13 protein-coding genes are annotated in these 12,290 nt (G+C 74.1%); 6 read left to right on the forward strand and 7 right to left on the reverse strand.

Annotated elements, in window-relative coordinates; all coding sequences use genetic code 11:
- Positions 1–29 precede the first annotated feature (29 nt).
- Genes K7640_RS12035 through K7640_RS12045 form a run of 3 tightly spaced genes read left to right on the forward strand, consistent with a single transcriptional unit; the run spans position 30 to position 5,121 of the window.
- A complete protein-coding gene (locus tag K7640_RS12035) occupies positions 30–2,786 on the forward strand; it encodes a lantibiotic dehydratase (protein ID WP_222954866.1) in 2,757 nt (918 codons plus the stop codon).
- On the forward strand, positions 2,783–3,865 hold the full coding sequence (locus tag K7640_RS12040) for a thiopeptide-type bacteriocin biosynthesis protein (protein WP_222954867.1): 1,083 nt from the start codon (positions 2,783–2,785) through the stop codon (positions 3,863–3,865). The genes K7640_RS12035 and K7640_RS12040 overlap by 4 nt, the downstream gene beginning before the upstream one ends.
- Positions 3,862–5,121: a M50 family metallopeptidase gene (locus tag K7640_RS12045; RefSeq protein ID WP_222954868.1), complete on the forward strand. Its 1,260-nt coding sequence runs from the start codon at positions 3,862–3,864 to the stop codon at positions 5,119–5,121. Before K7640_RS12040 ends, K7640_RS12045 begins: the two co-directional genes overlap by 4 nt.
- A gap of 8 nt (positions 5,122–5,129) precedes the next feature.
- Here K7640_RS12045 and K7640_RS12050 read toward each other — a convergent pair whose 3' ends face one another.
- The 6 genes from K7640_RS12050 to K7640_RS12075 form a co-directional block, all read right to left on the reverse strand.
- Positions 5,130–5,465: a hypothetical protein gene (locus K7640_RS12050; protein WP_222954869.1), complete on the reverse strand. Its 336-nt coding sequence runs from the start codon at positions 5,463–5,465 to the stop codon at positions 5,130–5,132.
- Positions 5,466–6,023: 558 nt separating this feature from the next.
- Positions 6,024–6,743 (reverse strand): cellulose binding domain-containing protein, encoded by a 720-nt coding sequence (locus K7640_RS12055; RefSeq protein WP_255608753.1) that lies wholly within the window; start codon positions 6,741–6,743, stop codon positions 6,024–6,026.
- 57 nt (positions 6,744–6,800) lie between these two features.
- Positions 6,801–7,502, reverse strand: a complete 702-nt coding sequence (locus tag K7640_RS12060; RefSeq protein WP_222954871.1) for a hypothetical protein — start codon at positions 7,500–7,502, stop codon at positions 6,801–6,803.
- 145 nt (positions 7,503–7,647) lie between these two features.
- On the reverse strand, positions 7,648–8,052 hold the full coding sequence (locus tag K7640_RS12065; protein WP_222954872.1) for a hypothetical protein: 405 nt from the start codon (positions 8,050–8,052) through the stop codon (positions 7,648–7,650).
- A gap of 13 nt (positions 8,053–8,065) precedes the next feature.
- Positions 8,066–8,452 carry a hypothetical protein gene (locus K7640_RS12070; RefSeq protein WP_222954873.1) on the reverse strand — a complete coding sequence of 129 codons (387 nt, stop codon included), beginning with the start codon at positions 8,450–8,452 and terminating at the stop codon, positions 8,066–8,068.
- Positions 8,453–8,489: 37 nt separating this feature from the next.
- Positions 8,490–9,149 (reverse strand): hypothetical protein, encoded by a 660-nt coding sequence (locus tag K7640_RS12075; protein ID WP_222954874.1) that lies wholly within the window; start codon positions 9,147–9,149, stop codon positions 8,490–8,492.
- A gap of 42 nt (positions 9,150–9,191) precedes the next feature.
- Here K7640_RS12075 and K7640_RS12080 point away from each other — a divergent pair, with 42 nt between their 5' ends.
- From K7640_RS12080 to K7640_RS12090, 3 genes are all read left to right on the forward strand, one after another.
- Positions 9,192–9,353 (forward strand): hypothetical protein, encoded by a 162-nt coding sequence (locus tag K7640_RS12080; RefSeq protein ID WP_222955138.1) that lies wholly within the window; start codon positions 9,192–9,194, stop codon positions 9,351–9,353.
- Between the two features lie 75 nt (positions 9,354–9,428).
- A complete protein-coding gene (locus K7640_RS12085) occupies positions 9,429–10,154 on the forward strand; it encodes an alpha/beta hydrolase (RefSeq protein WP_222954875.1) in 726 nt (241 codons plus the stop codon).
- A 560-nt stretch (positions 10,155–10,714) separates the two neighbouring features.
- Positions 10,715–11,359: a C39 family peptidase gene (locus tag K7640_RS12090; RefSeq protein ID WP_222954876.1), complete on the forward strand. Its 645-nt coding sequence runs from the start codon at positions 10,715–10,717 to the stop codon at positions 11,357–11,359.
- Between the two features lie 55 nt (positions 11,360–11,414).
- Here K7640_RS12090 and K7640_RS12095 read toward each other — a convergent pair whose 3' ends face one another.
- Positions 11,415–12,071, reverse strand: a complete 657-nt coding sequence (locus tag K7640_RS12095) for a DedA family protein (RefSeq protein WP_222954877.1) — start codon at positions 12,069–12,071, stop codon at positions 11,415–11,417.
- Positions 12,072–12,290: the final 219 nt, after the last annotated feature.

The raw sequence follows: 12,290 nt of genomic DNA on the forward strand, positions 1-12,290 counted from the left end.
ACAGTGACGCGCCGACGAAGGAGAACGCCGTGACGGTGACCCTGCCCGCTTCCTCGGCCAGCCCGGTGTCCTGGCGGATGCCCGAGGTGTTCATGCTGCGCACCGCGGGGCTGCCGATCGAGGTCGCCGACCGGCTCGCCTTCGACCGGACCGCCGGCTGGGCCCGGCGGGTCCTCGACCGGGAGGACCGGCTCCGCGCCACCGGCCGGGACCTGGCCGACGCCCTCGGCGCGGCGGTCGCCGGCAACCTCGACGACGACGCGCTGCGGCGCAAGCTGATCCGGCTGCGCCGCGACGTGTTCAACCTGCGCCGGCCCCACCCGGCCGATCCGGCGGCCTGGCCCGCCGACCGGCTCGGCGCGGACACCCACGCCCGGCTCGCCGAATGGCTGGCCGACTGGGGCGCGTACCGGACCGAGCTGGCCGAGGGCGCGGCGCTGCTCGACACCGAACTGCGCGAGCGCCGGGGGCTGCTGCGCGAGCTGGCCCTCGACCCGGACCTGCGCGGCGGCATCCTGCTCGCCTCCCCCTCGCTGGACCAGTACCTGCCGGGCTACCTCACCGCCGGCGCCACGCTCGGCAAGCGGGCCCGCCGGGCGGAGCGTTCCCTGCTCGAGTACGCCTTCCGCACCGCCTGCAAGACCAGCCCGTTCAGTCGCCTCACCACGGTCAACGTCGGCACCTTCACCGATGACGCCGGCGGCCTGCTCGACGTCGACCCGGCGCCGGGCGCCCCGAAACACGGCACCGCCCGGCTCAACCTGGCCGCCCTCGGCCGGCTCTCGACGATCGTCCTGGCCGAGGAGTCGCTACGCGCCGACCTTCCGGTCACCGTCACCAGCGGCTGGCGCATCGAGCACGGCCGGCTGCGCTACCTGCGCCGCCGGCGCACCGCCTCGGAGGACGGCGACGCGGCGATCACCCTGGAGTCCATCCACGAGTCGCTGTTCGTGCTGCCCACCGGGCGGATGCTGCACGACATCCTGACCGCGCTCGACGGCGGCCGGGTGGCCCGGATGGCCGACCTCGTCGCCGAGCTGGCGGTCGACGGCCGGCCCGCCGACGAGGTCGCCCAGTACCTGCACCACCTGCTTCGGGTCGGGCTGCTGGTAGTGCCGACCCTGCACCTCGACATCCACGCCGACGACCCGGTCGACGGCTACCGGGCCGCGCTGCGGGCCGTCGACCGAGGCTGGGCCGACAAGCTGGCAGCCCGGGTCGCCGCGGCCAACCGCCTCGCCGCCGGCTACTCCGGGCACGACGTGGCGGGCCGCCGCCACGCCCTCGCCGCCATCCGCGACGAACTCGCCGCCGCCCACGCCGACCTGGGCCGCCCCGACATCCCGGTCCCCCGCACCCTGCTCTACGAGGACGCCGCCCTGCGCACCCGGACACCGGTCACCGCCGACCGGGGCCGCTGGGAACGGGAGGCGCTGCCCGGCCTGCGGGCGCTGGCGAGGATCATGCCGGTCTTCGACGTCAACCTGCCCCGCCGGTTGGCCATCAAGGGCTTCTTCCGCGCCCGCTACGGCGCCGGGGGCCGCTGCGAGGACCTACTCACCTTCGCCCACGAGTTCCAGCAGGACTTCTTCGAGCACTACACCGGGCGGCTGATGCGCCGCCGCGCGTTCGACGCCGACAACACCTACGTCCGGCAGGAGAACTGGTTCCGGCAGCCGGAGATCACCGCCCTGGACGACGCGCGGCTGGAGGTGGCCCGGCGGATGAACGAGGCGTACGCGGCCCTGCCGCCGGGCGCCGAGGAACTCGTCCTCGACGACGCGTTCATGACCGAGGTGGCAGCGCTGGTGCCGCAGACCCTCGGGGTGCTCGACCCGCGCTCGTTCTTCCTCCAGATCGCCGAGCGGGACGGGCGCGGCCGGCTGGTGGTCAACCGGGTCTACTCCGGGATGACGCTGCTCTTCTCCCGGTTCGCGCACCTGTTCGGCGAGGAGCGCCTGGCCGACCGTCTCCGCGCCGAACTGGCCCGGCTCGCGCCGCCCGGCGCGGTGCTGGCCGAGCTCAAGGGCGGCTACGACGCCACCAACCTCAACCTGCACCCGGCGGTCACCCCGTACGAACTGGTCTGCCCGGGCGAGATCAGCTTCCGCCCGGCGGCCGAGCAGATCCACATGGACGACCTGCGCGTCGAACACGACCCGGACGCCGACCGGCTGCTACTGCGCTCACGCCGGCTCGACGCCGAGGTGATTCCCGTCTATCTGGGCTTCCTGCTGCCCATGGCGCTGCCCGAGGTGCAGCAGGTGCTGCTCACCTTCGCGTACCTGGGGATGGCCCAACCGGACCTGTGGGCCGGCACCACGGTTCCGCTGCCGGGCACCGGCATGGTCGGCTACCCCCGGATCAGCCACGGCGACCTGGTGTTGCAACGACGGATGTGGAAGCTGCACCCGGGCTTCCTGCCGGCCACCCGCACCCCCGACCAGAGCGAGGCCGACTGGTTCCTGGGCTGGCAACGCTGGCGGCGGGAGAACCGGCTGCCCCGGCGGGTCTTCGCCACCCCCGAGGGCAGTCGGCTCACCCCGGCGGCCGAGGACGCCCCACCGGCCGGCCGGCCGGATCACAAGCCCCTCTACGTCGACTTCGACAGCTTGTTCTCGGTGCGGTTGCTGGATGCCACCGCCCGAGCCGCGGGCAGCCGGCTGGTGCTCACCGAGATGCTGCCCGACCGCGACGAGCAGGTGCTGCGCGGTCCCGCCGGCACGTACGTCACCGAACTGACCGTCGAGCTCAACGGCGTACGAGCCGGAGAGGTGGAGCAGTGACCGGCTACCCGTCCCCGACCGACCACGGCTGGCTCAGCGTGCACGTCTTCTACGCCAGCAACGCCAACCCGATGCTGGTCGAGGGGGTCCGGCCGCTGGTCGACGAGTTACGCGCCGACGGCCTGATCAGCCGGTACTTCTTCATCAAGTACTGGATGGAGGGCCCGCACGTACGGCTGCGGGTGCTGCCCGCCCCGGGCGTCGACCCGGCACTGGTCCGGGCCCGGGTGGACGCGGCGATCAGCGCTTTCCTGGGCCGCCGGCCGGCCCTGTACGAGGTGGACGCCGACGGCCTCGGCGACCTGTACAAGCAGATGTTCCTCGCCGAGTACGGGCAGGAGCGGTGGACCGCCGAGTACGGCGCCGACGGCACGATGCCGATGCGCGCCAACAACAGCGCCCACCACATCCCCTACGAGCGGGAGTACGGCCGCTACGGCGGCCCGGCCGGCATCGACCTGGCGGAGTGGCACTTCGAGCACTCCAGCGACGTGGTGCTGGATTTGCTCGCCACCACCAACGTGCACGTCCGGCCAGTGCTGCTGGGCCTGTCCACCCAGCTCACCACGATGATGTGCGCGGCGTTCCTGGCCGACGACCGGCAGATCGCCGGCTTCCTCGACGAGTACCGCAGGTTCTGGGAGGTTTCCTACCAGGAGCCCAGCGACGACTACCACGACAGCTTCGCCCGCAGCTACCAGAAGATGGACGCCGCCCTGCGGGAGCGCCTCGCCGGCATCCGCACCGCCGCCCGGGACCAGGGCGTCCGGGTGACCGGGGTGGAGGGCCGCTGGCTGGCCCACTGCCGGGAACTGCGCGACCGGGTGGTGGCCGCCGCCGACCGGGGCGAGCTGGTCTTCCAGCGTGGCGGCGGGGAGCCGACTGTGGTCGACGACCGCGACGCCGCGATGGCCATCCTGCTCAGCTCCTACGTGCACATGACCAACAACCGGCTCGGGGTGAGCATCCTCGACGAGATCTACCTGACGTACCTGATCCGCAGCGCGCTCTTGGAAGACGTGACACCCGCTGACCCGGCGGCGCCCGGCGACCAGCTCGCCCCGGCCGGCTCGCGATGACCACCACCGAGGAGACCTGGACGCGGCCCCGGCTGCGCCCCGGGGTGCTGCTCGGCCCCGGGCAGTGGCGCGGCGAGAAGCTCGTCCACCACGTGAAGGACCCGCAGACCGGCTGGTACTACCGGATCGGCCCGCGGGAGCACTTCCTGCTGACCCGGATGGACGGCACCCGTACGCTCGACGAGCTGGCGGCCGAGTACGCCGAGGTGTTCGGGCGCCGGCTCGGGCCGGAGAGCTGGCAGCAACTCTTCGCGATGCTGCGCCGCCGGCAGTTGCTCGACGGCGCGACCGACCCGGCGGAGCTGGCCCGGCTCACCGCCACCGCCGCCGAGAACGCGGCCCGGCACAAGCGCGGGCCGCTGTCCGCGCGGCTGCCGCTGCTGGACCCGGAACGGCTGTTCAGCCGGCTGCTGCCCGCGCTGCGGCCGGTGTTCACCTGGTGGTTCGTGCTGCCCGCGCTGGCGGCGGTGCTCGCCCTGGCCGGGTACGTGGCACTGCACCTGCCGGAACTGATCGGCGTGGTCGGCGGTGGTCACCGGCCGCTGGTCGCGGTGCTCGCCGCCGTGGTGATCACCTGGGCCGTCGTTTTCCTGCACGAGTGCGCACACGGGCTGACCTGCCGGCACTTCGGCGGCCGGGTCACCGAGATCGGGGTGATGTGGCGGTTCCCGATGCTCGCGCCGTACTGCAAGGTGGACGACGTGGTGCTCTTCTCCCCGCGCCGCCGGGTGGCGACCGCCTTCGCCGGGGTCTTCGTGAGCATGCTGGCGCTGCTGCCGTTCGCCGCGACCTGGATCTGGGGCCCACCGGCTGGCGTGCTGCACGACCTGTCCGGCACGATCCTGCTCTTCGGCACCGTCACCGCCGCCGTCAACCTGGTGCCGTTCCTGCGCCTCGACGGCTACTACATGCTCAGCCACGCGCTGAACCTGGTCGACCTGCGCGCCGACTCGTACCAGTTCTACGGGCGGCTGCTGCGGGGCGGGTGGCGGGCGGTCACCGGCTACCGCACCCGCGACCGGGTGGTGTACGCGAGCTACGGGCTGGCGTCACTGCTGTTCGGGCTGACCCTGCTGGTGCTCCTGGTGCGCTTCTGGTACGTCTCGCTGGCCACCTGGGTCGGTCCGTTCTGGGCGGTCGCCATCCTTGTCGCGGAGGCGGTGCTGGTGGTCGCCGCCCTCGGCTGGCTGCACCGCCGGCGTACCCGGGCCAGCGCCCACGCGACCGGCTCGGCGGGCGTCGCCGCGGCCGGCTGAGCCGGCGGTCAGCCGGAGGCGCACGGCGACCCGTTGACCGAGCATTCCGTCGGCTGGTCGCCCGGGCCGGTACGGTAGAAGCGCACGGTCACCGTGCTGCTCCGTCCGGCGCGCAGCTCGCCGAAGCCGCCCACCACGAAGTAGCCGTTGCGGGCCCCCACCCAGGCCCCGGTCGTGAGCATCCGGGCACGCGTCACGGTGCCGTCGAACACCAGCTTGACCCGCCACCGCTGAGCCTGATCGGTGCCGTTCTCCACCCGCAGCCGGGCGTCGAACGAGTCGCGGTCGCTGCGCACCACCTGGTAGTCCGCGGTCAGCCGGTCGACGCCCGCGTCCAGCAGCACCGGCGCCTGCGCCGACGCCGCCGGTCCCGGGCTCGACGGCACCGGGACCGGGGACGGTGTCGACGCCGGCGGGGAGGGGCTCGGCTTCGCTGCCAGGGCCGACCCCGACGGCGAGCTGCTCGCCCTCGGCGACCCGGTGGGCGCCCCCTCGCCGCCGTCGCAGTCTCGGTGCCGTTGCTCGCGCTGGCACTCGGCGAGGCGGAGGTGACCGCCGGCGGTGCCGGCAGGTCCAGGGGCGGGGCGGGCAGCGGCGCGGCCCGCTGCTCCGGCGCACGGAACGACAGCATCGCGATCACCAGCAGCGCCGCGAGCAGGCCGGCGCCCGACAACACCACCAGCCACGGCACGGACGTCAACACGGCCGGGGCGGATCGCGCCTCCGGCCGGGCGGCGGTCCGGTCGTTCATGGGTCCCCCCTCGTCGGAGCCGAGCGTCAGCCTAGCCAGCGGGGACCGCGGGGCCCAGCCGCCGCAGCAGGAACGGACCGTCCGGCGGGTACGGTGCCGGAACGGACCGCCCGGGGTGGGCCGGTGAGGCTGCACACCTCTAGTGCGAGCGTCAGCGGGTCGGCGGCTCGGCGCAGGGAGTGTCGTTCGTGGTGCACCGGCTCGGGCGGGTGTCGGTGCCGCCGCGCTCGAAGTGGAACCGCAACGGCACCGACGCCCCCGGTGCCAGGTCCACTCCGCTGGTGAACGTCCAGGTGTCGCCGGACCGGCTCACCCCGCCCTGCGGCGCGCCCTCGATCCAGGCGGTGACCAGGCGCGCGTACGGGAAGGTCAGCCGCACCGTCCAGCCCTGCGGGTCCCCGGAGGCGTTGCTGACCAGCACCTCACCGATGAAGCCGCCGTCGAACCGGTCGAGGACCCGGTAGCTACCGGTGACGGTCGGCGGCGGTGACGGCGGCGGCGGGGCCGGTGCCGGCGGCGCCGACGAGGGTACGGGCGGCGGGACGGTGACGGCGCCGGCGTTACCCCCGGTCGGTGCGGCCGGGGCGGCGGTGGTCGGCCTCGGTAGCACGGTCGACCGCGGCGAGAGCCCGGGCCGCACCGGCGGGGGCGGCCCGGCCGTGTCGCCGGCCGTCGACGACGGGGGCAGCTCGGGCAGGGACATCGTCGCGTCCGGCACCGGCGCCGGCAGCGCGTCGCGAGCCGGCGTCCTCGCCCGGTACGCGCCGAGCGCGACGACGAGCAACACCACCATGACCACTACGCCGAGGGTCACCAGGACCCACGGCGAGGAGGTGACCACCCTGGCGGTGCCGGACCGCAGGCGACGCATCCCGGACATTGTCCTCCCTCAGTGGCCCCGCGTGCCGGCGGGCGAGCCGGACGCCCGTCAGCCGATCGTGCAGGCGGCACCGTTCACCGTGCACCGGCCGGGCTGGTCCCCCGCGCCGTTGCGCAGGAAGCGGACGGTCACCGTGGTGCTCTGCCCGGCGGCGAGGGCGCTGGCGCCCCGCAGCACGTACCCGCCGCCGACGGTCACCGAGATGCCCGGCGACAGCACGGTGGCGGTCTTGACGTTGCCGGCGAAGGCCAGCTCCACCTGCCATTCCTGGGCCTGGCCGGAGCCGTTGTCCAGGCGCAGCTGGGCGTCGAACGAGTCGCGGTCGGTGGCGACGACCTGGTAGCGGGCGCTCAGCGTCCCCGACGAGCCGGCGGCGTCGAGCACCACCGGCGCCTCGGCCGACGCCGACGGCCGGGCGGCTGACGGCGACGCGCTGGCCGAACTCGACGCGGCCGACGGGGACGGGGACGGGCTGGCCGGCGGCGAGGAGGTCACCACCGTCGTCGCCACCTCCTCGCGCCCGGCGGGGCTGGGCGAGGCCGACGCGGCCGGTGGCAGGGTCGGCAGGTACAGCGGCGGGGCGGGCGGCGGCGCGGCCGCCCGGTGCTCCGGCCCCCGGAACGACAGCATCGCCACCACCAGCAGCGTCGCGAGCAGGCCGACGCCCACCAGCACCACCAGCCACGGCACGGACGTCAACACGGCCGGCGCGGATCGCGCCCCCGGCCGTGCGGCGGTCCGGTCGTTCATGAGGTCCCCCCTCGTCGGAGCCGACGCGCCAGCGTAGCCAGCGAAAACGGCGGGGCCCAGCCGCCCCACCAGGAACGGACCGTCCGGAGGGGACGGCACCGAAAAGGGCTGGTCGGGGTGCGCCGGTTCGGCTGCCGGCCACCGGTCAACCCGGCCGGTCACCGAACACCCGGCCCCACAGCAGGAGCGTCGCGCCGACAGCGTACAGCGAGATCGCGAGGAGGGCGCCGAGCCCGAGGGAGGCGGCCCGGTTGCCGCCGGAGCGGGTCAGCAGGACCACCGAAACGGCCGCGACCAGGCCGGACCCCAGCAGGATGAGCCCGCCCCGCAGCCGTGGGTGGGGCGCGCCGGGCACCGGCGGCGCGACGCCGGCCGCCGGGTCCGAGACGCGACGCATCCGGCGTACGGCCAGTGCGCCGGTGACCGCACCGGCCAGGCCGAGCACCGCGGTCGGCCAGGAACGGGCGAGCGCGGCCACCACCGCCGCGGCGACGCAGGCGGCGGTCAGCATCAGCCGGCGCCAGAGCGGCCCGTCGTCCCGCCCGGACACCGGCCGGGGCCCGTCAGGCCCGCACGACGGTGCAGATGAGCGGGCCCTCCGCGGTGCCGCGCAGCAGGTACCGGTAGCGCTCCCCCGGCACCGCCCGGCCCTGGCTGTCCAGGAACTCCCACTCCACGGCCACCATGGTCAGTGCCCCGGACATCGGCTGGACATCCTCGATCAGGGCGTGCGCGGCGACCAGCTCACGCTCCTGGTAGTCGGGCGCGGCGCCCACGAAGGACAGTGCCACCGCCGCCGGTGAGGCGAACGAGAAGCTGTAGGAGTCGGCGACCACCAGCCCCGGCAGCGCGTAGCAGCCGGCCACGGCGGCGACGTCCCCGGTGGTCAGGGCCACGCCGTACCGGTCGAAGAACTCGGTCAACGTGTCGAGATCGGTGGAAGCCTTCACGGCGCAGACAATTGCCGCGACTACCGGCCGGCAAACCTCAGCGGGGCGGAATCCGCACCTGGATCTCGGCGCCGAGCTGGGCGTTCCCGGTGAGACCGAGGTCGTCGCCGCTCCAGAACCGGCCCGGGTCGTACCAGTTGGGCCGGCGGCCGGCGGGCAGCAACCCCATCGCCTCGTAGGTCACCGCCACCACCTCGGCGCAGTACGCCGTCTCCAGCGCCCGGTCCGGCACGGCGCCGGCGCGTTGCCGTCCGGGCGGCCGGGGCAGCCGTACCGCCGGGACCCGGCCGCGCAGCCAGCGCCAGGCGAGCTGGCTGGTGGACGGGAACGGGGTGCCGTCGAGGCGGGCGATGGTCCGCAGCACCGCCTGCTCCATCTCCGCGCCGGCCGGCGGCTCCAACTGGCGCAGCCAGGCCCGTTGGCCGTAGCGGTTGGCCCAGACGCCTACCGCGTCCCGCAGGTCGTGCAGCTGCACGCCGCGCTGGTGGGTGCCCGACCACAGGTCCGGCAGCGACCGGCCCAGCTCCGCGTGCCACATCAGCGGTGGCATGTCGTCCAGCACGACCGCCATCCCGACGTGGTTGACCGGGCTGTTGGTGGTGAACTGGATGGCCCGGTCGGGGGCACTGCGCCCACGGAACACCCACACGTCCCCGGTCCGGGTCAGCTCGACCGCCTCGTCCAGGCTGATGCTCATTCCGTCGCCTCACGCACGCTCATGAGCGATTACCCTAAGCCGATGCGGCAACGGATGCGGTGGTGGAAGGTTCTCGGGTTGGCCGGGCTGGCCGGGGTGGCGGCCTCCGGGGTGGTCATCGCACGCGCCGAGCGGCGCCGCCGCGCGTACACCCCGGAGGAGATCCGGGCCCGCCTGCGCGACCGGCACGCGCAGGCCGGCTGACCCGCCCACCCGTCCGTCCACCCTGGGGGGTCGACGGGGTTTCTTCTGTACCGAACAGGCTCTAACCTGGGCGACATGGGAAACAGTTTCTGGGAGACACAGTTTGTCCTCGCGCCGCCGCCCGCGCCGGTGGACCGGCAGGGCGCGGTCGATCTGCACCTGCCGGGTGGCGACGGCCCGCACCCCGCCGTCGTGGTGGTGCACGGCGCCCCGCTCCCCCCGGGCGCACCCGACCCGCGGGACTGGTTGCTGTTTCGCGGCTACGGCGCCCTCCTCGCCGAGCAGGGCGTGGTCGCCGCCGTGGTCAGCTACCAGGTGCCCGAGCCGGCCGCCCTGCCGGCGGCCGCCGAGCACATCGCCGGCCTGGTCGAACAGGTCCGCGCCGATCCGCGGGTCGACGCCGACCGGGTGGCGCTCTGGTTCTTCTCCGGCGGCTCGCTGCTGATGGCCGACTGGCTGCGCACCCCGCCGGAGTGGCTGCGCGGCATCGCCGCGACGTACCCGCTGCTCGTGCCGCTGCCCGGGTGGGACGTCGACCCGCGCTTCCGGCCCGCCGAGGCGTTGGGCGCGGCGGACGGGCCGCCGGTGATCCTGGTCCGGGCCGGCCGGGACGCGCTGCCCGGGCTGCTGGCCGGCATCGACGCGTTCGTCGCGCGGGCCGCCCGCGCGGGACGACCGGTACGGCTCATCGAGGCGCCGGACGGCCAGCACGGCTTCGACGCCCTGGACCACACCGACCAGTCCCGGGACGCCGTCCGCACCGCCCGCGACGCGGTGATCGCCCTACTCCGCCCGGCCTGAACCCTCGCCGGGCCGCCACGCACTTCCCGCCCGGCGCCGTTGACCCACCCGTCGCGCCCGTCGCCAGATATGTCCGCCGAGTCCGTTTCTCGGGGTTGACCCTTGCGGATCTTGGAAAGTTGTCGTTCGTGGCGAACGGTAACTCTCCAAGATCCGCGCCGGAAGTTGGCTAGGGGTGATTTGTCGGATTCTGGCCACGGCGGCGTGGCGTCGTGGCCAGGTGGCGCGACGGGAGCCAGGCCGACGTGCGCTTTGGGGTGGATCGGCAGGCGGGTCCCGTTGTGGGGGTGGGCGGGGTCACCGTGGGGGCGGAATCGGGGCGGGTCGCCGGCGTTGTACATGGCTCACCGCGCGGCACCACCAGCCCCGGGCCCCAGCCCGCGGCACCACCACCGCGGGCCTCAGCCCCCCGGGGAATGACCCGCCGCCGGTCGTCGTTACATCCCCGGGCCACCCGAGCAGGTCACCACCGCTGACCGCCGGGCCGCCCAACCCCCCAAAGACTTTCCGCGGCACCCCACCCCCTGGCTGCCGCGCACCCCCGAACAGAGGAGTCGCACATGCGTACCGATCTGATCCGCAAGAGCGCCCTGACCATCGCCGGCATCGCCGCCACCGCCGGCGGCATCGCCGGACCCGCCATCGCCGCCCAGGCCACCCCGGCCGAGAAGACCGCACAGGTCAGCACCCAGCGCGGCGGCGAGCGGGAACTCGGCGTCCGCTACGAGGCCCAGCCCAACTTCTACTACTGCGGCCCGGCCGCCGCGCGTAACGCCCTGTCCGTGCAGGGCAAGAACATCGACGTGGACGCCATGGCCAAGGAGATGGGCACCACCGAGGCCGGCACCAACTCCATCAACGACATCACCCCGGTGCTGAACAAGGAGACCGGCAAGGACGTCTACAAGTCCACCGAGATCCCGGCGGGCAAGGTCGACGGCAAGCGCGTCGACAAGCTGCGTGGCGACATCGTCCGGACCGTGGACGACGGCCGCGCCGTGGTCGCCAACATCGCCGGCACCGCCACCGACACCGACGGCAACACCCACTCCTTCGAGGGCGGGCACTACATCTCGGTCGTGGGCTACCGCGACGGCGGGAAGGTCGTGACGATCGCCGACTCGGCCAACCCGGACACCGCCTCGTACCACCTGGACGTGGAGACCCTGGCGCACTGGATCGCCAGCCGCGGCTACACCTCCTGAGCGTGACGAAGGGCCCGACCCCATCGCGGGGTCGGGCCCTTTCGCGTCCAGGGGGTCAGCGGTCGGTGCCGGCGCGCACCGGCTCGGCCTCGCCGGGGGTCTCCACCGCCGTCATCTTGTGCGCGCGCCGGCGCAGCCACCAGGTGCTGGCCAGGCCGGCGAGCACCGCGATGACCAGGCCGGCCCAGGAGATGTCCTTGAGCCAGTGCTCGGCGGCCCGGCCCACGCTGTAGAGCAGGTAGGTCGTGCCGAAGGCCCAGACCAGGCCGCCGGCCGCGTTGGCCAGCAGGAACCGGCGGTACGGCACGTGCAGCGCGCCGGCCAGCGGGCCGGCGAGGATGCGCAGCAGGGCCACGAACCGGCCGAAGAAGACCGCCCACACGCCGTACTTGGCGAAGCTCTGCTCGGCCCGGGCGAGTTGCGCCGGACCGAGGTGCTTGGGGAAGCGCCGGCCGAGCCGGGCGAGCAGTGGACGCCCGCCGCGCCGGCCCACCGCGTACCCGATGGAGTCGCCGACGATGGCGCCGAACGCCGCGGCGCTGGCCACCCATTCCGGCTCGACCACCCCGGCCGCGGCGAGCAACGCCGAACTGACCAGGACGATCTCGCCCGGCAGCGGGACGCCCATGCTCTCGACGCCGATCACGCCGGCGACGATCAGGTAGACCACGCCGGGCGGCAGCGCGGAGAGCCAGTGCTGTACGTCGACCACCGCGGAGCCCCTTCCGATCCGCTCCGAACCCTACTCCGGATCCCGGGAACCGACGGTCCGCTCCACCGCCGGCCACCCTCGGGAGCAGACTCGCACCCGCGTCGAGGTTGCGCGAATAGCAAGACGGACGTACGGTTTTGTAGAGCCCGCCGCGGGTAAGTGTTGCCTAAGCACGGCAGCGCCCCGGCCGGTGCGACAAACTGCTCAGGACTACTCACG

The organism is Micromonospora sp. PLK6-60, from assembly GCF_019890675.1.
In the GTDB taxonomy this organism is placed as follows: domain Bacteria; phylum Actinomycetota; class Actinomycetes; order Mycobacteriales; family Micromonosporaceae; genus Micromonospora.